The organism is Nonomuraea sp. NPDC050022, from assembly GCF_044460705.1.
Taxonomy (GTDB): domain Bacteria; phylum Actinomycetota; class Actinomycetes; order Streptosporangiales; family Streptosporangiaceae; genus Nonomuraea.
The window spans coordinates 454185-473042 of sequence record NZ_JBITKE010000002.1 but is presented as its reverse complement, the minus strand read 5'-3'; the positions used below and the strand labels follow the sequence as shown (position 1 = coordinate 473042).

Here is an 18858-nt window from a genome sequence, read left to right as displayed (position 1 = left end):
GGGCACCTGGAGGGGGAGCGGTCAGTGAGGGGGAGCGGTCAGTGAGGTGGAGGGGTCAGTACTGCGTCGCGTCGTGTACGTCGAGCAGCGGCTCCTTGACGCCGTCGCCCGAGTCGTCGGTCCAGTTGGAGTTGCCGGTGGAGATCAGCTTGCTCCGCACGGCCAGCGCCCCTGCCCGGGTGGTGGGCTTGCGGGCGCCCGAGGTGAGGATGCCGGCCGCGCCCGCGACGTGCGGACTGGCCATCGAGGTGCCGCTGATCGTGTTGTAGCCGCCGTTCATCCACGTCGAGTAGATGCAGGTGCCGGGTGCGGTGATCTCGATCGTGGCGCCGAAGTTGGAGTAGAACGCCGAGGTGTCGTCCTGGTCGGTCTCGCTGCGGCACGACAGCGTGCTGCCGCCGAGGCCGCCCGCCAGCCCGTCGTTGTCGGTCAGCGCCGAGACAGTGACCACGTCGGGGTGGTTGGCCGGGAAGAACGACGAGGCGTTCGCGTGGTTGTTGCCCGCCGCCACGACGACCACGATGCCGGCGTTGGTGGCGTTCGTGATCGCGGTGCTGATCGCGCTGCTCGTGCATCCATTGCAGCCGAGGCTCAGGTTGATGACCTCGATGGTGGAGGCGCGGGCCACGACCCAGTTGAGCCCGGCGGCGATGGCCGACAGGGTGCCTGAGCCGGCCGCGTTGAGCACCTTCACCGCGTGGATGCGGGCGGCCGGGGCCACGCCGACGGAGCCGATGGTGTTGTCGCGCGCGCCGATGATGCCCGCGACGTGCGAACCGTGGCCGTTGTCGTCGGTGCCCGTGTTGTTCACGCAGACGCCGGTCACGCAGTTGGTCCGGGCCACCACGTTCAGGTCGGGATGGGTGTAGTCCACCCCGGTGTCCACGACGGCCACGTCCGTGTTGATCTGGACGTCGTCGACGCCGTCGATGTCCAGGTTCGGGTTGGAGGGGGCGAAGATCCGCCGGACGCCCGTCGGGACGGTCTGCGCGAACGCCGTGACGACGGCGTCCTTCTCGACGGTGAGCACGTTCGGGGTCTGCCGCAGCTTCTCGGCGGCTTCCGCGGTCAGAGTGGCGGTGTAACCCTTGAAGGCGTCCTCATAGACGCCGATCAGGTGCCCGCCATACCTGCTGACCTGGTCCTGGGCGGCGGCCTGCGTGCCGGCGCGGACGTTGGGGTTGAGCTGGACAATGTACGTGCTGGTCTCCGGCGCGGCGGCCGAGACGGGGAGCGGCGCCGCGGACAGAGCCAGCGCGCCGACGAGCGATGCGAGCATCAGGGTGCGTGGTCGCATGACAGGTGTGAACCCTTCCTGGGGGATTGGATGGGGATCACAGAAAACATGAGTCAGAAGCGCGCTCGCGGCCATACGTGGAGGACACGTATTGCGCGACTACGTAGTGCCGACGTTGAGCTGCCTGCGTGAGGTGAGGCCGAGCTTGCGCAGCGCGTTGGCGATGTGCACCTCCACCGTGCGCGGCGACAGGAACAGGCTCTCGGCGATCTCCTTGTTGGTCAGACCGTCCGCGGCCAGCCTGGCCACCTCCTCCTCACGCGGCGACAGCGTGCCCTGAGGTACGGCCGGGCCGGCCAGCCTGCGCCGGAGCCGCCGGCTCGCCGCCGGGGTGATCGTCTCCGAGACGGCCTGCCTGACCAGCGGCTGGCGCAGGCCGTACCTGCCGGGTGCCCACTCGCGCAGCAGGCCGCACCGTACCGCCTCGGTGAGGCCGCGCTCGCCCTGCTCCGGCGGCACGCCCGCGACGCCCGTCAGCACGTCCTCGCACACCGGATGCTCGACCTGGGAGGCCGCCTGCACGATGTGGCGCGCCGCGCGCGGCAGCGCGGCCAGCTTCACCAGCACGGCGTCGCGCAGCGCGGGCGGCGTGCCCGGCTCCTGGCCGTCGGCCAGCATGCGGGTCAGCTCCTCGATGGCGCGGGGTACGCCGCCGGTGAGCGGCCACAGGTCGGCCGCGCCCGGCAGCAGATGCTTGACCAGGAGGGCTGTCTCGGCGGTGGAGAGCGGGGCGAGGGCGATCTCGGCGTGGTCGATCCGCGGTGGCAGATGCGCGAGCAGTTCGGTCACGGGATGGCTCAGGTCCTCCGTGCGGTACGTGACCACCAGGTTGACCCCGTCGGGCAGGCAGCGGGCCAGGAACGCCAGCAGTTCCCTGGTCCCCGGATCGACCCAGTGCACGTCCTCGACCACCAGCGTGATCGGCCGCAGCGAACCCAGCAGCGACAGCACCGCCCTGAACAGCCGATGCCGTTCCACCATCGCGTCCTGGATCGGGGGCGGGGTGGGCGGCAGCAGATGGCCGCACTCCGGGAGGAACGGGCGTAACGCCCCGGTGATCGGGTTGAGGTCGCGCAGCGGGCGTACCTCCCGCAACGCCTCCACGACCGGCCCGTACGGGAACCGCATGGGGTGGCAGCTCCCGATGAGCATCGGCTGGCCGGTGAGCTCATGCAGCAGCCGGGTCTTGCCGACCCCCGCCTCGCCCTCGATCAGGAGGACGAGCGGGGGACGGCTCAGTGCGTCGGCCAGTTGGCGGAGTTCGTGCTCTCGTCCCACGAAAGGCATGACGCGCACCCCAACCGGCCGGACTATAAGCTGTCAATAAACTTTTTCCCATTTGTCGGGATGTGTCCAGGGGTCTGGCCGTGGCCGGTCACTCGCGTCATTCGTACGAGTGGCCGGCCTCAGGGAAGGCGCCCGAGGTCACGTCGGCCGCGAAGGCGCGCACGGCGCGGTCCATCTCCGTGGCCAGCCCCGAGTACTGCTTGACGAACTTGGCCGGGCGCGGCGTGAGCCCCATGAGGTCCTGCCACACCAGCACCTGCGCGTCCGTGGCCGGTCCCGCGCCGATGCCGATCGTCGGGATGGCGATCGAGGCGGTGACCCGTTCGGCCAGCTCGGTGGGCACGCATTCGAGCACCACCGAGAAGGCGCCCGCCCGTTCGAGGTCCTTGGCGTCCGACATGAGCTCATCGCCCGACTGGCCGCGCCCCTGGACGCGGTACCCGCCGAGGACGTTGACCGACTGCGGGGTCAGGCCGAGGTGCCCCATGACCGGGATGCCCGCCGAGACCAGCAGCTCGACCTGCGGCAGGACGCGCCGGCCGCCTTCCAGCTTGATCGCGTGCGCGCCGGCCTCCTTCATGAAGCGCGCCGCCGTCTCCAGCGCCTGCTGGGCCGAGCCCTGGTACGAGCCGAACGGCAGGTCGGCGACCACGAGGGCGCGCGTGGAGCCGCGGACGACGGCGGCCGTCAGCGGCAGCAGGTCGTCGACCGTGACGGGCAGGGTGGAGTCGTAGCCGTAGACGACCATGGCCGCCGAGTCGCCGACCAGCAGGACGGGGATGCCCGCCTGGTCGAACACGCGGGCCGTCATCGCGTCGTAGGAGGTGACCATGGGCCACCTCTCTCCGCGCTCCTTGGCCGCGATCAGGTCTCGGACGGTGACGCGGCGGCCCGTGGCGCCGCCGTACAGAGTGGTGGAAGAGGACATGACAAACCCTCCGGTGAAGTCTCGAGGCGCCCCTGTGGCGTACCCGGACCCTTCCGATGATGGCACGAGGCTGACCGCGTACGGCGATAACCAGTGGCGGAATTGTCGGTGCCCCTTGCCACAATGGACCTGGAGGTAAGCAATCAACATGGCTCTCGACCCTTACAAGCGGCTGTTCCGGCTGCCCGGCGTGCGGACGTTACTCCTGGTGGGCCTGATCGCCCGCATCCCCACCACCGCGACGGGCATGGCGTTGACGCTCTATGTCGTCAACGGCCTGGGGCTCGGCTTCGGGCAGGCGGGGCTGGTCACCATGGCCAGCACGGTCGGCATGGCCGTCGGGTCGCCGCTGACGGGCAGGTTCGTCGACAAATACGGTCTGCGGCCGATCCTCACCGTCACCACCGCCGCGCAGGCGGCGTTCTGGGCGGGCGCGTGGGCGCTGCCGTACGCCGGGCTGGTCGTGGCGGCGGCGGTGGCAGGGCTGCTGGGGCAGCCGGTGTTCAGCGTGATCAGGCAGTGCCTGGCGGCCATGGTGCCGGTCGAGCATCGCAGGGCCGGCTTCTCGCTCGACTCGATGCTGGTCGAGCTCGCCTACATGGTCGGCCCGGCGCTGGCCGTGGCCGGGATGACCACTCTCGGCAGCGGGCCGACGCTGGCGGCCATCGCGGTCGGGCTGACCGGCTCGGGCGTGGCGCTGATCGCGCTCAACCCGCCGACCCGGTCGGCCGAGGAGTTGAAGGCGCCCGCGATGAAGGTGCCCCGGCGGCAGTGGCTCACGCCCGCCTTCGTCGCGCTGCTGGGCACGGTGGCCGCGGCCACGTTCGTGCTCACCGCGACCGAGCTCGCCCTGGTCGGCACCATGGAGCATGCCGGGCAGACCCCGTGGATCGGGCTCGCGGTCGCCATCTGGTGCCTTTACTCACTCGCGGGCGGCTTCGTGTACGGTGGGCTGTCGCGCGGCGTCTCGCCCCTGGCCCTCATTGCGGGCATGGGCCTGCTGACCGTTCTGGCCTCGCTGGCCGGTGGCGACTGGTGGTGGCTCATGCTGGCCCTGCTGCCCGCCGGTGTGCTCTGCGCCCCCTCGCTGTCCTCCACGGTCGACACCGTCAGCCGCTGGGTGCCCGCGGGCGCCAGGGGAGAGGCGATGGGCTTCCACGGCACCGCCCTGCTGATCGGGGGCGCGCTCTCCGCGCCGGTCGCCGGGGCGATCATCGACGCGCACGGCCCCGCCTGGGCGTTCGTGGTGGCCGGGCTCATCGGGGTGGCGATGGTGCTGGTCGCGCTGCCGTTCTGGCGGCGGCGGCCCCAGTCGGTCGAGGCGCCACCGACCGTGGTCACGGAGCCGGCCGAGCCAGTCGTCGCCACGAGTTAACCCTTACGAAACGAGTCCGTTGCGTATCGGAATATCTTTGCGATACGGTAGCGTTGCGAAACTCAAGCGTATCGAAATTAAGGTGCTTCCATGGATGCGAACACAGGACATCCACGCCGCTGGCCCATCCTCGGCGTGCTGGTGTTCAGCCTGCTGGCGGTCGTGCTCGACAACACGATCCTCAACGTGGCGATGAAGACCATCGCGGACCCCACCGTCGGTCTGGGCGCGACCCAGAGCGAGCTGGAGTGGGCGATCAACTCCTACACGCTGGTGTTCGCCGGATTGCTGTTCACCTTCGGGGTGATCGGTGACCGCACCGGACGCAAGCGGATGCTGTTCATCGGCATGTTGATGTTCGGCCTGGCCTCGCTGGCCAGTGCCTACGCACAAGATCCGATGCAGCTGATCCTGGCTCGGGCGGCGATGGGCATCGGCGGCGCGGCCATCATGCCCGCGACCCTGGCCATCATCTCCAACGTCTTCCCGCCGAGCGAGCGCGGCAAGGCCATTGGCGTCTGGGCCGGTGGCGTCGGCTTGGCGGTGGCGATCGGCCCGATCACCGGCGGGGTGCTGATCGAGCACTTCTGGTGGGGCTCGGTCTTCCTGGTCAACGTGCCAATCGTGATCATCAGCATGATCCTCATCGGCACGATCGTGCCGGAGTCGCGTGACCCCAAGCCGTCGAAGCTCGACCCGATCGGCGTGGTGCTGTCCATCATCGGCCTGGTCGCCATCGTCTACGGCATCATTCGCGGCGGCGAGCTGGCCACCGTGGCCTCCGCCGAGGTGCTCACCCCGACGCTGATCGGTGTGGCGGTGCTGGCGGCGTTCGTCTGGTGGGAGCGGCGTACCGACCACCCCGCCTTCGACGTGCGCAACTTCGGCAACGTCCGGTTCTCCTCCGCCATCGGCATGATGGGCATCGTCTTCTTCGCGATGATGGGCGGGATGTTCTTCCTGACCTTCTACATGCAGATCGTGCTGGGCTTCACCCCGGTGCAGGCGGGCGCGCTGATGATCCCGTTCGCCGCGGCGCAGCTCATCTTCGCGCCGCTCAGCCAGCGGGTTAACCAGCGCTTCGGTGCCAAGCTCTCCTCCGTGGTCAGCATGCTGGTGGTCACCGCGGCGCTCACCAGCTACGCGTTCCTCGACCAGAGCACGCCGATCGTGATCATCGAGATCATCTTCTTCGTGCAGGGTGCCGCGATGGCCAACATCATGCCCCCGGCGACCACCGCCATCATGGAGGCGCTGCCCAGGGAGAAGGCCGGTGTCGGCTCGGCCATGAGCAACACCGTCCGCCAGATCTCCGGCGCGCTCGGCGTGGCCGTGCTCGGCTCGGTGCTGTCCTCCAGCTACCGGGGCGAGATCGCGCCCGCCCTGTCCGGCCTCGGCCTCCCGGCCGACGCCCAGCACGCAGCCGGCGAGTCGATCATGGCGACGGTCGGTGCCGCGCACGCCCTCGGCCAGCACGGGCAGGCCCTCATCCAGCCCGCCTTCAACGCCTTCCTCCACGGGATGCACACCACGGCCCTGGTCTCCGCGGTCATCGCGCTGCTGGGTGTGCTGGTGGTGCTGAAGTGGATGCCGGGCAAGGCGCGCCCGGTCCAGCAGGTGGAAAAGAAAGAACCAGCGGTAGTGTGAGGCCGCGATGACGATCCAGGAATCCACGACGGCCCGTCCGGCGGGCCGTCCGCGCAGCGAAAAGGCCGAGAAGGCGATCATCGAGGCGACCCTCGATCTGATCGCCGAGGGCATGGGCGTGTCGGAGCTGTCCATCGAGGCGATCGCGTCGAGGGCGGGCGTCGGCAAGACGACCATCTACCGGCGCTGGTCCAACAAGGAAGACCTGGTGGTCGACGCGCTCGCCACGCTCAGGGCACCGCTGCCGCCGCTACTCCAAGAGTCGGTGCGCGACGACCTGATCGTCCTGCTGGAAGTGATCCGCAAGGAAGCGGGCGAGGCCCGGGGCCGGTGCGTGATGAACATCGCGATGAGCGAGGCGGATCGCTACCCGCGGCTGATGGAGCGCTTCATGAAGCGCGCCGTCGAGCCGCGCAAGCTGGCCATGCGCGGCACGCTGGAGCGTGGCGTCGCCTCTGGTGAGCTGAGGCCGGACCTCGACGTCGATCTCGCCATGGCCATGCTGTCCGGGACCATGATGCACCACACCAAGTGGGCGCCCGCCGGCGACCTGCCCGCAGACTTGCCCGAGCGGATCGTCGACGCGGTCATAGCGGGGATCGGGCCCCAGGGCTGAGATCAGCTCTCAGGATGGAGATTCGGACGGCCGGGAGATTCTCCCGGCCGTTTTGATCTTGGCTCTAGGCAGAACATGAGTCCTGTTCTAGCCTCGCGGCCATGCCCCCCATGCGCAGGTTCGCCACCGTTGTCGCCCTGAGCTCGTCCCTGCTGCTCATGCTCGCCGCCCCGGCGCTGGCCCACGAAGAGCGCCCGGTCACGCTGCCCGACGGTTCGGGCACCTTACCCGTCTTACGACCCGGCTTACGCGGGGCGGAGCCCGATCTGCTGGTCTGTAAAACAGACGCGGACGACTTCGCCCGAAGAATCGCCACCTTCCCGGAGGTCCTGAAACAACGCAACCTCCACCTCTTCGCGAAATGTCGGGAAAAGGGGGTGAGGGATTTGCAGGAGGCCGTCGACAAGGTCGACCGGCCGGGCATGACCATCGCCGTACTCCCCGGCCTCTACCAGGAAGAGCCCAGCCAGGCCGCCCCCACCGGCGACTGCGCCCACCTCCCGGCCCGCTGGTCCACCTGGGGCTACCAGATCCTCTCCTTCGAACAGCAGCAGCGCTGCCCGCACAACCAGAACCTCGTCGCCATCCTCGGCAAGAAGGACCTCCAGATCGAGGGCACCGGCGCGTCCCCTCTCGACGTGATCGTCGACGCTCAATACCGCAAGCTGAACGCCATCCGCGCCGACCGTACCGACGGCGTCTACTTCAGGAATTTCACCGCCCAGCGCACCACCTTCAACTCCCTGTACATCCTGGAGACCGACGGCTTCGTCATCGACCAGGTGCTCACCCGCTGGAACGACGAGTACGGCTTCCTGACCTTCGCCAGCGACCACGGCCTCTACACCGACTGCGAGGCGTACGGCAACGGCGACGGCGGCCTTTATCCCGGCAGTGCCTCCAACCTCAACAACGGCCGCGGCCACGAGGTCCCGCGCTACGCCATCGAGATCCGCCGCTGCAAGAGCCACGACAACGCGCTCGGATACTCCGGCACCGCGGGCGACTCCATGTGGGTCCACGACAACGAGTTCTACGACAACATGGTCGGCGCCACGATGGACAGCCTCTGGCCCAGCCACCCCGGCCTGCCGCAGAACCACGCCAAGTTCGAGAACAACAAGATCCACGACAACAACAAGGACTACTACGAGTACACGCGCAACGGCACCTGCGCCAAGCCGCCCGCCCAGCGCGGCTATGAGCAGGGCGTGGTCTGCTCCCAGACGGGCGCCCCGCCGGGCACCGGCGTGCTGGTCGCGGGCGGCAACTACAACGTCTTCAAGAACAACCAGATCTGGGGCCACAACCGCGCGGCCTTCGGGCTCTTCGGCGTCCCCGCGTTCATCAGGGGCGAGAACGACCTCGCCAAGCAGGCCGACACCTCCAACTACAACCGTTACGAGGGCAACGTCTTCGGCGTGAGCCCCACCGGCGAGCGGCGCCCCAACGCTCTGGACGTCTGGTGGGACGGCCAGGGGACCGGCAACTGCTGGCAGGCCGACGTGGGCCGGTCCTCGCCCGCGGTGCTGCCGGTCTGCGCGGCCGAGGCGCCCGCGTTGTCCGGTGGCTCCAGCCGCTGGCTGGCCGAGCCGGTGAAGCTCATCAAGCTCTACCTGTGCGCCGACTTCAGCGCCGCGCAGGCGCGGCTGCCCGCGGGCTGCGACTGGTTCGGCGCCGCCGGCCTCGGCAAGGTGGAGGCCCAGCTCGCGTTGGGCGGCTCGGCCGTGCTCGCGCTGATCGCGGCCCTGTTCTGGCGGCGGACCGGCCAGGCCGTACGGCGGCGCAAGGGCGACCCGGCGGCCAACGGGGTGCCCCCGGCGATGGCCGCGCGCAGCGAGTACCGGCACCGGCTGGTCGTGGCCGGGAGCCTGTGCGGGTTCCTGGCGCTGGCGTTCGACGTGGTGGCCGCCGCCACGGGCGGGACGCTGGTGGCGGCGCTCGCGCTGCTGCTCATGGCGGGCTGGTGGCTTTGCCTGGGCGCGGCGGTGCGGCGGGGGCGGCCGGTGTTCGGCTGGTTCACGATCGTGCTGGGGCTGCTGGCTGCCCTGGACGCGTTCGACCGGGTGGTTTATCTGATCCCGATGATTCCGCTGGGGCCTGGTTGGGTTCGTGGGCTGCTCACCGGGTTCTGGGTGCTCTGCGCGGTGGTCGTCCTGGCGCCCAGGCGGCGCGGCGGTACGGCGGAGACGGCGTCGGCTGAGGCCGGGGTGCCGGCGTGAGGCGAGCCGTCGTCGCCCTGGCGCCTGCGCTGCTGTTGGCTCTGGCGTGTGTGCTGGTTGCGGGGTGCGGGCCGCTGTCACAGACCCACCACAATCCCGGCAACAGCCACGAGGTCTCCACTGGAGAGCCCAGCGCGCGGTCGAACGCGGCGATCGTCATCGCCGGGGGCAAGGTGAGCCCGCCGTCGGGGTGGCTGGAGATGGCCAAAGGGCAGCCGGTCAGCATCACGGTGACCAGTGACGTCGCGGACGAGGTACATGTGCACGGCTACGACCTCAAGGCCGAGCTGCGACCCGGCGAGCCGGTGACGCTGCGGTTCACGGCGGACCTGACCGGCGTGTTCCAGGTGGAGGCACACCGGAGCAAGCTCGTACTCACCCAGGTGGCCGTTCGATGACGGGCGCGGTCGAGACGGCGGGCGCCCAAGTAGCCGGGCGCGCGGTCGAGACGGTGGGCAGATAGGTGACTGGCGTGCTGGCGCATGGGGTGGGTAGTCGCAGCGATCTGCCGATTCCGCTTTTCTACGCCTATGCCGGGGCATTCGCCGCGCTCGTGGTGTCCTTCCTGGCGCTCGGGCTGCTCTGGGCGGACTCCCGCTTCCGTGGCGATCGGGCGGGGTGGGTGCTCCCGTTGCGGCCGCCTGCCCGGCCGTTGCGGGTGCTCACCCTCCTGGCCGTCGCGTACACGCTGGTCTGGCTCGTGGTCGGCCCCGCGGACGGCAACGCCGGCCCGTACCTGGTGTATGTGCTCTTCTGGGTCGGGCTCGTGCCCGCTTCGCTGCTGTTCGGGCCGGTGTGGCGGGTGCTGAACCCGTTCCGGCTGCTGCCCGACCGGCCGCGCGCGCCACTGCCGCCGCGGCTCGGCTACTGGCCCGCCGCCGTCGGCCTGCTGGCGTACACCTGGATGGAGCTGGTCGCGCCCGAGCCCGCCGCGCCCGCGACGCTGCTGGTCTTCTGCGGCCTGTACGGCACGGCGCAGCTGGCCGGGACCCTGGTGTACGGCCACGTGTGGCTGTCCAGGGGCGACCCGTTCGAGGGGTACTCGACCCTGATCGGCCATCTGTCACCCTTCGGCAGGCGGGCCGACGGCAAGCCGGTGCTGCGGAATCCGTTCGACGGCCTCGACGCCCTCGAACCGGCTCCCGGCCTGGTGGCCACCGTCTGCGTACTGCTCGGCGGCACCGGCTACGACGGCTTCTCCTCGTCGCCCGTCTGGGTGAACGCCCTGCAGTCCGGCTCCCTGGGTAGGGCGGGGCTCGGCACGCTCGGCCTGCTGGCGGCCATCGCCGGGGTGGCGGTGCTGTACGGCGCCTGTCTCGGGCTGGCCGGACTGATCGGCGGGACCAGGGGACTGGCGCCCCGCTTCGCCCATTCGCTGGTGCCGATCGCGATCGGTTACTTGATCGCGCACTATTTCTCGCTGCTGGTCATAGAGGGCCAGCGCGCCATCATCCTGTCACTCGGCCTCGACGCCTCGGTGGACCAGAACGTGGTCAGCCCGGCCACGATCGCCACGGTCCAGGTGCTGGCCATCGTGATCGGGCACGTGGTGGGGGTGGTCGCCGCGCATGACCGCTCCGTCCGCCTGCTGCGGCCCGACAGGGCGGTGGCGGGACAGATCCCGCTGTTCATCCTGATGCTCTGCTACACGATCGGGGGCCTGACCCTGCTCTTCGCCTGAGGGTGCTGCGGTGCTGCTGGTCAAGGCGGGCTTGCCGGGTCAGCTGATGGTGCGGAGGGCGGGCCATATCGTTGTCCACGGGGCGCGGATGCCGGTGCACACTGTGACCGGCTTGCCCTGTTCGCCGTTGTCGATCCCGAGCCGATTGTCGATACGGGCCACGTCCCGGCAGCCGGTGAAGTACTGAGTCCAGTTAGCCGGTCGCCAGTCCCCGACGTGGACGACGACGGTGCGCTCGGCGGGCGGAGGTCCCCAGGTCCAGTAGGAATTGTGGCCGGAGTGGACCGGCGGCAGGCCCTTGCCGAGGAGGATGAGGGGGCTGGCCTCGCTGTAGCTGTTGGCAAGGATCACCGCGTGGGCGCGTTGCGCCGGGGACAGCCCGGCCACGACCTGTTCCACGCTCGCCACGAACTGTGGCCAGCCGATCTGGTTGGCCACGTCGGGCACTGTGGCCGGCAGGGTGGTCTTGGCGTAAGCAGCGACCGGCAGGACCGGCAGGGTCAGTAGCGCGATCAGCCCACCGGAGGCGACGCCCGCCGCGCCGAACCCCGCGATCTTGAGCCGTCGATGGCCCCGGGTGATCCACTTGTCCAGGACGATCCCGCCGGCCGCCATGAACAGCGCGGCGCTGCCGATCGCGTAGTACGCCTTGCCGCCGCTGAGCAGGACCAAGGTCATGGCCACGAGGGCGGCGACCCCGAGCGGTCGCCAAGGCGCGGCCGCCCGCGACCCCAGCACCCAGACCAGGCCCATGACGCAGACCGGGAACAGCAAGGGGCCGGTGAACAGCCACAGGAACGGCAGGGCCTGGGCGCGGTTCGTCGCCGCGTACCCGGCGATCCGCGAGGCCATCGTCAGCTGCGGCCAGCCGTTCACGGCCTGCCATGCCAGGTTCGGTGCCCACATCACGACCGCGATCACGGCCGCGGCCCATGCCCACGGTGAGCGGACGACTTCCCAGCGCCGGCACAGCAGCACCCCGATGACGAGCCCCACGGCGAGGAACAGCAGCGTGTCCTTGTTCTCCAGCCCGATGCCCGCGCTCAGCCCCACCGCCACCCACAGCCGCCGATCCCGGCCGGCGAGCAGTCGCACCAGTAACCACATCACCACCGCCCAGACCAGCAGGTCCGGCTCGGTGGTGGTGTCCAGGTGCCCCGCGCCGAGATACCCCGAGATGCCGGCCGTCACCGCGGCCAGTACCTGCGCCCGGCGCGAGCCACCCAGATCGCGGACGATGAACCCCACGATCATCACGACCGAGGCCATCTCCAGCGCCGGCAGGATCCGCACCGCCGTCGGCGAGGCCCCCAGGATCGCGACCGCCGCCGCCGACAGCAACGGCGTCAGCGGCGGCTGATCCACGTACCCGAACGCCGGATGCCGCCCCGCCACCGCGAAGTACATCTCATCACCATGAAAGCCGTACGCCCCCGACAGGCTGAGCAACCCGGCGACCATCAGCCCGGCCACCAGCCACACCGGCCACGGCACCGCCCACGATCGGGAACCCGTTGGCGATCTCGTCACATCCACGCCGTCAACCATCGGTCGTGATCACCACCGGTCGTATCGGTAGGGCGTTCGCGATCGCCGTGGCGCAGGACCAGCCGGAAGAGGTGGCGGCCGGATCGACCCCGCTCGACGGATCCGGTCGGCGAGGGCCGTTCGCCGCGCGGGCCGAAGATCTCGCGCTCGGCCGCCGTGCGATTGGCGCCTGCGACCGCCGCCATCGACCAATTCGACGTGCGGACATGTCCTTGCCCGTGTTCGCGCTCATGATGAGTCCAGCAGTCAACGAGCCTCAGTGCTGCCTGATATCTGGATGATATCATATTGCTAGCACCTCGTCGCCGATCTTCGCTGCTCCGGCGACGTCCGTGACGTCTGAAGGCGCCGGTGCAGGCGCCGGTTAACTGGCCTTGTGGGAGACGGTGGGCAGCGCGCAGCAGGCGTCATCGCGGGCGTTGATCTGGTGCCGGCCCGGCGCCCGGGATCATCCCGTGTGGGAGGAGGCCGTGGACGCCTGATTCCGGTGGGTGCGCTCGGGCGGGCCGAAGCGATCCAGGTACGGCAGGGCTGTCACTTCACAATGCGCCCAGCCCGCGCATGGCGATCTCGACGGCCCGTCGGCCCGCCTTCAAGTACTCCTCCTCCGAATGGCCGTGCAGTTCCCCGCAGGCGCGCGTCGCCGCCTGGACGGCGCCCAGCAGGGAGCCGAGCGCGGCCGCCGCGCTGATCGGGTCCAGCTCGTCCGGGAAGGCCTTCACGAACGCGCCCGCGATCTTGCTCTGCAGGTCGAACAGCACATGCAGGGCCTTCGCCTGTACGGCCGGGACGGTCATGATCAGGTTGCCGTAGATCTCCATCCGCTCGCGGTCGCCGGTCAGCGGATCGTCGGCGAGATAGCGGGCGATGACCTGGTCGTAGGTCCGCAGCAGCAGCTCCGGGACCCCTTCATCCGGCGCCCGCTCGGCGAGGACCTCCAGCGCCACCTCGTAATAGTGCTCGGCGTCGGAGAACAGCACGTCCTCCTTGCTCGGGAAGTAGTTGAAGAACGTCTTCGTCGCCACATCCGCTTCGGAGGTGATCTGCGCGACGGTGGTCCGCTCGTAGCCCTGCTCACTGAACAGCCGGTACGCGGTGCTGACGAGCAGCTGCTTGGTCTGGCGCTTCTTGCGCTCGCGCCGTGTCTCCTCCACGGGGATGAGCTTACATCACGACTGTTTTTACACTAGTTGTATTTTTACTCTTAGTGGTGTTAAGTGGAGCCGCGTCACCTCCAGACCAGAGAGGAATGAGATGTCCGCACCCGCGTACCCGAGCCCGATCCCGATGACGCGTCGCCCAGGCTGTCCCTTCGACCCGCCCGAAGAGCTCGGGCACCTGCGCGCCGAACACCCCGTTGCCCCGATGGCCTACCCCGACGGCCATATCGGCTGGCTGGTGACCAGGCACGACCTGGTCCGCTCGGTCCTGGCCGACAAGCGATTCAGCCACCGGGCCGAGCTCACCCACAGCCCGTTCCCCGGGGCGACTCTCAGCGCGAAGCCCCGGCCCGCACCGCCCGGCGCCTTCCCCTCCATGGACCCGCCCGAGCACACCCGCTACCGCCAGCTGCTCACCGGCCAGTTCACCGTCCGCCGGATGCGCCAGCTCACGGGACGGATCGAGCAGATCACCGCCGAACACCTGGACGCGATGGAGCGGCACGGCCCGCCGGTGGACCTGGTGGAGGCGTTCGCGCTGCCGCTCCCGGCCCTGATGATCTGCGAACTGCTGGGCGTGCCGACCGCCGACCGGGCCGATTTCCAGCACCACATGGCCGTGCTCGGGGGCATGGGCATCTCTCCGGAGGACAAGGTCGCCGCCTTCGCCGCGGTGCAGGGGTTCATGCGCGACCTGGCGGCGGCCAAGCGCGCCCAGCCCACCGACGACCTGTTCAGCGGCCTGGCCAACGACAGCGACCTGACCGACGACGAGCTGTCCGTCATCGGCGGCATCCTCATGGGCGCCGGGTTCGACACCACCGCGAACATGCTCGCCCTGAGCGCCTTCGCCCTGATGAGCCACCCCGACCAGCTCGCGCTCCTGCGCGCCGACGCCGGCAAGGCCGTCGAGGAACTGCTGCGTCGCCTGAGCATCGTCCCCGGCCTGCACCGGGCCGCATTGGAGGACGTCGAGCTCGGCGGGCAGCTGATCAAGGCCGGTCAGACCGTCACCGTGTCGATCCCGGCGGCCAACCACGACCCGCACCAGTTCGCCGACCCCGACGTACTCGACCTGGGCAGCCCGGCCACCGGGCACGTGGCCTTCGGCCATGGCGTCCACCAGTGCCTGGGCCAGCAGTTGGCCCGCGTCGAGCTGCAGGTCGGCCTGCCCGCGCTGTTCGAGCGGTTCCCGACGCTGCGCCTGGACGTGCCGGCCGAGGAGGTGCCGCTGCGCACCGACATGATGATCTACGGCGTGCACCGGCTCCCGGTCACCTGGGACGTGGTGTGATGCGCATCGATGTGGACCCGGAACGCTGCTGCGCCGCGGGCATGTGCGTGCTCAGCGCCCCTGAAGTGTTCGACCAGCACCCCGACGACGGCGTAGTGGTCCTGCTCGACCCCGCGCCGCCGCCCGAACTCCACGCGGCCGTCCGCGAGGCCGCGCTGCTGTGCCCGGCCACGGCCATCGCTTTGACGGAGGAGCCGTGAGCGGCGTGCTCATCGTCGGCGCCTCGGCCGGGGGGCTCACCGTGGCGGAGGTGTTGCGGGCCAAGGGGTACGCCGGGCAGATCCGGCTGGTCGGTCAGGAGCCGCATTTGCCCTACGACCGGCCACCGCTGTCGAAGGAGGTGCTGGCCGGAGCCTGGCCCGCCGAACGCGTCTTCCTGCGCGACCCCGCCCGGCTCGACGCCCTCGGCGCCGAGTTCATCCTCGGCCGCCGCGCCGAACGGCTCGACACCGCCGCCCGTACGGTGGATCTCGACGACGGGCGGACGCTGTCCTACGACACGCTCGTCATCGCCACCGGCCTGAGCCCGCGCCGGCCGCCGTTCCTGGGGGACCTTGCCGGGGCGCCCACGTCGCCCGCTCAGGACCTTGCCGGGGTGCACACGTTGCCCACTCGGGACCTTGCCGGCGTGCATACGTTGCGCACTCTCGACGACGCCCTGGCCCTGCGCGAACAGTTGCGCGGGGCGCGGCGGGTCGCGGTCATCGGTGCGGGCGTACTCGGCTGCGAGATCGCCGCCACCGCTCGCACCCTGGAGGCTGAGGTCACGCTCGTCGACCCCCTGCCGACCGTGATGGTCCGCCAGCTGGGCGACGAGCTCGGCAGCCTGGTGGGGGCACTCCACGAAAGCCACGGAGTCCGGGTATGCACCGGGGTGGGCGTGTCCGGCCTGACGGGAGCGGCTTCCGGGGATGGCCCGGCCGAGCGAGTCGGTCCGGCCGGGCGGGTCGGTGCGGTCGAGTTGACCAGCGGAGAGAGTGTCCCCGCCGACGTGGTGGTGATCGCCGTCGGGTCCGTTCCGGCCACCGGCTGGCTGGCCGGTAGCGGCCTGTCGCTCACCGACGGCGTCGAGTGCGACTCCCACTGCCGGGCCGCACCGGGCGTGTACGCCGTCGGCGACGTGGCCCGCTGGCACCACGAACTCCTGGGAACGAGCATCCGCCTGGAGAACCGCACCAACGCCACCCAGCAAGCCATGGCCGTGGCCGCCGACATCATGGGAGACGGCGCGCCGTACAGCCCGATCCCGTACTTCTGGACCGACCAGTACGACGTCAAGCTCCAGATCCACGGCCACATCCCACCCGGCGCCCGCCTGCGCCCACTCGACGGAGAGCCGGGCAGCGGCCGATTCGCCGCTCTGGCCGAGGTGGACGGTGTCCCCACCGCGGCGATCGGCTGGAACCATCCGCGCGGCGTCAGGCTCGCCCGCGGGCACGTCACCGACGCCCTCCGATCCATAACTAGCGGGACCTGAACACCTGGGCGGTGTACCGGCACTCCCGCGCCACACCACCCACTCGCGGCATCGGCAGCCTGCAGGTCCTTCTACGGTGGTTGAACCCCAGGCGACCCCCGAGCTGCCGGGAATCTGTGGAAAGTGTCACGGGCGGGATACGGTCTCGCGCATGAATGATCTTCGGATGTTCCACTGCTTCTCCGGCCACACCATCCACGCGATGGCCGACCTCGCCGTGATCAGCCTCGACGGTGTGTCTGGTGTGGTCGGGTCCGACAGAAGCAGGACCATCTGGACGTGGACCTGATCACCGGCGACCGCAGGGAGCGGCAACTCGACCTCGCCAATGCCGCATCCGAGGACCCGGTCCGCGATTTTTCGTGGAGACCCAGCCGCCCGTACGAACTTGCCTGGACGCGCATGGCGTCTCGCGGTTCATAGCGAGCTAATCGAGTCCGGCTTTTAGCTCGATAACGAGTCGCCAAGCGTTCGTCGAGGGATTTTTGGAGACTTCGCGTCCGGTTGGGTCGATCTTGCGTGCCCGATGGCATGCGTCTTCCAGGCCATGTGAAAAGTCCGAGAACCGTGTCGTACCTTCGCTCCATGAAGGGATGAGGGACTTGAGCTTCTTCTTGGCTTCTTCGGCGGATTGGAACGGTCGTGTGCAGTCGACGTGATGCATGATCAGCCATACTTCGAAACAAGGAGTGGACAGGCAAAGCTCGACGGGGGCTCGGGTGGCTTCTCTGGCAAGATCATCAGCTAGTGATTGATCGAGTTCCGTGTCCAGAACGCACCAAACTGCGCTGTATTCATCGGACTTGCGAGTGCGTGCCTCGCGCACTATGGATAGGTGGTCGACCTCTGGCATGTCGACGTCGATCTGTGGCCCGCGACGCGACCGCATGCCGATGAAGTAGTCTCTCTCGGTTTTGCCTTCACAAAGAATCAAGAAAGACGATCGTTCCTGCCGCGTTCCACTCCTCGTGCGGTCGAGGCGAGTTTCCGTATTAATCTTCTTTCTGTTTCTCTCGCCTCTAAGATTCCGAGGAGACATCGTCCGCCTCTCCACGGGTCGCCAGAGCGGCGGCGAACAGGTTGTCGCTGACAATCGGCACGGCGCCGTAGCGACCGGCCAGGTAGCGTCGCTCCCGGTTTTCGTCGAGTCGGGGCTTGAAGTCGGTCAGAGGGAAAAGCTCGGTGACACCATGATCATTCTTCTCCGTGAACCAGATGGCGTCACGGCGTAGCACTTCTTCACCCTGGATCCGGCCGAGGAGGGTCGCATCGTGGCTGCTGAAGATGAGTTGCGCCCCACGGGTGTTGAGCGCCGGATCGCTGAAGAGCTTGATGAGCTGTGCCGTCAAATACGGGTGAAGGCTCGAATCGAGCTCATCGACGACCAATATCGATCCTCGGCTGACCGTCCTGAACACGTCGAATCCCATTTCGTACAGGATCTGTGTGCCCAAGGATTGGTCGCGTAGGCTCAGCGCGAATGTTCCCCCTTCGCCCTTATGCTTGAAGAATATATCCTTGCGGCGCTCTGGCGTGTATCCGTCCGGCCCTTTGAGGCGCATGGATCTTTCTGCAAGCTCTGCATCGGTCTCTTCGACTATCTCGGCGGACTCGATTCCAGTGTCTGCCGCCTGCAGTAGGGCGGTTATCCTGTCCAGCAGGCCAAGGCGATCCAGTGATTCGGCTGTAGAGGGGCGCCCTGGTCGGAAATGGCGAGGGTTTCGGGTCAGAATTTCTGTGAACCAATCGTAGACCGGTCGAATTTCCTCTTGCCTTGATCTCGCCGCGATGGACAGGAACAGTACATTGGTCTCGGTGATCGCGGCTACCTGTCGCATTGATGCGGGTGAGTGGTCTCCGTACGAGTAGTCGTCCAAGCTTCGCTGAAATATCACCCTCTTCTTTTTCAAGGGGTAACTGAACATCCACTCTTCGACCACCTGGGCATCGTCCACGGCAAACCCATAGGTGTATCGCACGCCCTCGATCAGCAGATCGACCACGTAGGTAGAGGGCTCCTCGAGAGCGGCAGGATCCAAGGCGAAGGGGTGGCGCTTTATTCCTGCCCCAGGCTCGGATTCGCGAAGAGAGCCTCGGACGAGGTTACGCATGTAAACAAGGGCGTCTATTACATTGGACTTACCCGAAGCATTTGGTCCAAATAGGCCGATCACGGGCACGGCTTCGGCGGTAAGGGGCGACCGTGAGTCCGTTTCGTAGCTGGGTGTCAGCAGAAGTTGTTGCTCATCGCGAAGGGATCGATGGTTGGCGACGCGAAAACTCAGCAGCATGGGCGGGCTGACCTCCTGGTGCCAAGGGTTACATG

The 18858-nt window shown here is 68.6% G+C and carries 18 protein-coding genes; 10 read left to right on the top strand and 8 right to left on the bottom strand.

All coding sequences use genetic code 11. The features are described 5' to 3' along the window. Positions 1-55 precede the first annotated feature (55 nt). The 3 genes from ACIBO2_RS08695 to panB all read right to left on the bottom strand — a co-directional run bounded on the left by ACIBO2_RS08695 (position 56) and on the right by panB (position 3512). Positions 56-1297, bottom strand: coding sequence for a S8 family peptidase (locus tag ACIBO2_RS08695; protein WP_358551182.1), 1242 nt, complete (start codon positions 1295-1297; stop codon positions 56-58). A 99-nt stretch (positions 1298-1396) separates the two neighbouring features. Next, the gene (locus tag ACIBO2_RS08690) at positions 1397-2584 is read right to left on the bottom strand and encodes an AAA family ATPase (RefSeq protein WP_358551184.1); all 1188 of its coding nucleotides are present in this window, start codon (positions 2582-2584) and stop codon (positions 1397-1399) included. 97 nt (positions 2585-2681) lie between these two features. Then, positions 2682-3512: a 3-methyl-2-oxobutanoate hydroxymethyltransferase gene (panB, locus tag ACIBO2_RS08685; protein WP_397296056.1), complete on the bottom strand. Its 831-nt coding sequence runs from the start codon at positions 3510-3512 to the stop codon at positions 2682-2684. A 148-nt stretch (positions 3513-3660) separates the two neighbouring features. Between panB and ACIBO2_RS08680 the strand changes: the two genes are divergently transcribed. From ACIBO2_RS08680 to ACIBO2_RS08655, 6 genes are all read left to right on the top strand, one after another. Beyond that, positions 3661-4887 carry an MFS transporter gene (locus ACIBO2_RS08680; RefSeq protein WP_397296054.1) on the top strand — a complete coding sequence of 409 codons (1227 nt, stop codon included), beginning with the start codon at positions 3661-3663 and terminating at the stop codon, positions 4885-4887. Positions 4888-4977: 90 nt separating this feature from the next. Beyond that, the gene (locus ACIBO2_RS08675) at positions 4978-6534 is read left to right on the top strand and encodes an MFS transporter (protein ID WP_358551190.1); all 1557 of its coding nucleotides are present in this window, start codon (positions 4978-4980) and stop codon (positions 6532-6534) included. 7 nt (positions 6535-6541) lie between these two features. Next, the gene (locus ACIBO2_RS08670) at positions 6542-7150 is read left to right on the top strand and encodes a TetR/AcrR family transcriptional regulator (RefSeq protein ID WP_358551192.1); all 609 of its coding nucleotides are present in this window, start codon (positions 6542-6544) and stop codon (positions 7148-7150) included. A 101-nt stretch (positions 7151-7251) separates the two neighbouring features. Further along, positions 7252-9372 carry a right-handed parallel beta-helix repeat-containing protein gene (locus ACIBO2_RS08665; RefSeq protein WP_397296051.1) on the top strand — a complete coding sequence of 707 codons (2121 nt, stop codon included), beginning with the start codon at positions 7252-7254 and terminating at the stop codon, positions 9370-9372. Next, positions 9369-9770 carry a hypothetical protein gene (locus ACIBO2_RS08660; protein WP_397296049.1) on the top strand — a complete coding sequence of 134 codons (402 nt, stop codon included), beginning with the start codon at positions 9369-9371 and terminating at the stop codon, positions 9768-9770. The genes ACIBO2_RS08665 and ACIBO2_RS08660 overlap by 4 nt, the downstream gene beginning before the upstream one ends. A 65-nt stretch (positions 9771-9835) precedes the next feature. Continuing rightward, positions 9836-11053 (top strand): hypothetical protein, encoded by a 1218-nt coding sequence (locus ACIBO2_RS08655; RefSeq protein WP_358551198.1) that lies wholly within the window; start codon positions 9836-9838, stop codon positions 11051-11053. A gap of 39 nt (positions 11054-11092) precedes the next feature. Here the strand turns inward: ACIBO2_RS08655 and ACIBO2_RS08650 are convergent, their stop codons facing one another. The 3 genes from ACIBO2_RS08650 to ACIBO2_RS08640 form a co-directional block, all read right to left on the bottom strand. Then, the gene (locus ACIBO2_RS08650; RefSeq protein WP_358551200.1) at positions 11093-12589 is read right to left on the bottom strand and encodes a glycosyltransferase family 39 protein; all 1497 of its coding nucleotides are present in this window, start codon (positions 12587-12589) and stop codon (positions 11093-11095) included. Continuing rightward, positions 12580-12786, bottom strand: a complete 207-nt coding sequence (locus ACIBO2_RS08645) for a hypothetical protein (protein ID WP_358551202.1) — start codon at positions 12784-12786, stop codon at positions 12580-12582. The genes ACIBO2_RS08650 and ACIBO2_RS08645 overlap by 10 nt, the downstream gene beginning before the upstream one ends. Positions 12787-13140: 354 nt before the next feature. Continuing rightward, positions 13141-13755 (bottom strand): TetR family transcriptional regulator, encoded by a 615-nt coding sequence (locus tag ACIBO2_RS08640; RefSeq protein WP_358551204.1) that lies wholly within the window; start codon positions 13753-13755, stop codon positions 13141-13143. A 100-nt stretch (positions 13756-13855) separates the two neighbouring features. Between ACIBO2_RS08640 and ACIBO2_RS08635 the strand changes: the two genes are divergently transcribed. The 4 genes from ACIBO2_RS08635 to ACIBO2_RS08620 all read left to right on the top strand — a co-directional run bounded on the left by ACIBO2_RS08635 (position 13856) and on the right by ACIBO2_RS08620 (position 16821). Beyond that, positions 13856-15055, top strand: coding sequence for a cytochrome P450 (locus ACIBO2_RS08635; protein ID WP_358551206.1), 1200 nt, complete (start codon positions 13856-13858; stop codon positions 15053-15055). Then, positions 15055-15255 (top strand): ferredoxin, encoded by a 201-nt coding sequence (locus ACIBO2_RS08630; RefSeq protein ID WP_357944715.1) that lies wholly within the window; start codon positions 15055-15057, stop codon positions 15253-15255. Before ACIBO2_RS08635 ends, ACIBO2_RS08630 begins: the two co-directional genes overlap by 1 nt. Beyond that, on the top strand, positions 15252-16532 hold the full coding sequence (locus tag ACIBO2_RS08625) for an NAD(P)/FAD-dependent oxidoreductase (RefSeq protein ID WP_397296045.1): 1281 nt from the start codon (positions 15252-15254) through the stop codon (positions 16530-16532). Before ACIBO2_RS08630 ends, ACIBO2_RS08625 begins: the two co-directional genes overlap by 4 nt. Before the next feature lie 151 nt (positions 16533-16683). Beyond that, positions 16684-16821, top strand: a complete 138-nt coding sequence (locus ACIBO2_RS08620) for a hypothetical protein (protein ID WP_358551210.1) — start codon at positions 16684-16686, stop codon at positions 16819-16821. A gap of 138 nt (positions 16822-16959) precedes the next feature. Here ACIBO2_RS08620 and ACIBO2_RS08615 read toward each other — a convergent pair whose 3' ends face one another. Beyond that, positions 16960-17571, bottom strand: coding sequence for an RloB family protein (locus tag ACIBO2_RS08615; RefSeq protein ID WP_397296043.1), 612 nt, complete (start codon positions 17569-17571; stop codon positions 16960-16962). After that, complete coding sequence (locus tag ACIBO2_RS08610; RefSeq protein WP_358551212.1) at positions 17552-18823, bottom strand: ATP-binding protein; 1272 nt, start codon at positions 18821-18823, stop codon at positions 17552-17554. Before ACIBO2_RS08610 ends, ACIBO2_RS08615 begins: the two co-directional genes overlap by 20 nt. Positions 18824-18858 lie beyond the last annotated feature (35 nt).

Bases quoted from the DNA above. Each gene is read 5' to 3' on its own strand.
- ACIBO2_RS08695 (WP_358551182.1), bottom strand. From the start codon at position 1,297: ATGCGACCACGCACCCTGATGCTCGCATCGCTCGTCGGCGCGCTGGCT.
- ACIBO2_RS08690 (WP_358551184.1), bottom strand. From the start codon at position 2,584: ATGCCTTTCGTGGGACGAGAGCACGAACTCCGCCAACTGGCCGACGCA.
- panB (WP_397296056.1), bottom strand. From the start codon at position 3,512: ATGTCCTCTTCCACCACTCTGTACGGCGGCGCCACGGGCCGCCGCGTC.
- ACIBO2_RS08680 (WP_397296054.1), top strand. From the start codon at position 3,661: ATGGCTCTCGACCCTTACAAGCGGCTGTTCCGGCTGCCCGGCGTGCGG.
- ACIBO2_RS08675 (WP_358551190.1), top strand. From the start codon at position 4,978: ATGGATGCGAACACAGGACATCCACGCCGCTGGCCCATCCTCGGCGTG.
- ACIBO2_RS08670 (WP_358551192.1), top strand. From the start codon at position 6,542: ATGACGATCCAGGAATCCACGACGGCCCGTCCGGCGGGCCGTCCGCGC.
- ACIBO2_RS08665 (WP_397296051.1), top strand. From the start codon at position 7,252: ATGCCCCCCATGCGCAGGTTCGCCACCGTTGTCGCCCTGAGCTCGTCC.
- ACIBO2_RS08645 (WP_358551202.1), bottom strand. From the start codon at position 12,786: ATGGCGGCGGTCGCAGGCGCCAATCGCACGGCGGCCGAGCGCGAGATC.
- ACIBO2_RS08635 (WP_358551206.1), top strand. From the start codon at position 13,856: ATGTCCGCACCCGCGTACCCGAGCCCGATCCCGATGACGCGTCGCCCA.
- ACIBO2_RS08630 (WP_357944715.1), top strand. From the start codon at position 15,055: ATGCGCATCGATGTGGACCCGGAACGCTGCTGCGCCGCGGGCATGTGC.
- ACIBO2_RS08620 (WP_358551210.1), top strand. From the start codon at position 16,684: ATGAATGATCTTCGGATGTTCCACTGCTTCTCCGGCCACACCATCCAC.
- ACIBO2_RS08615 (WP_397296043.1), bottom strand. From the start codon at position 17,571: ATGTCTCCTCGGAATCTTAGAGGCGAGAGAAACAGAAAGAAGATTAAT.
- ACIBO2_RS08610 (WP_358551212.1), bottom strand. From the start codon at position 18,823: ATGCTGCTGAGTTTTCGCGTCGCCAACCATCGATCCCTTCGCGATGAG.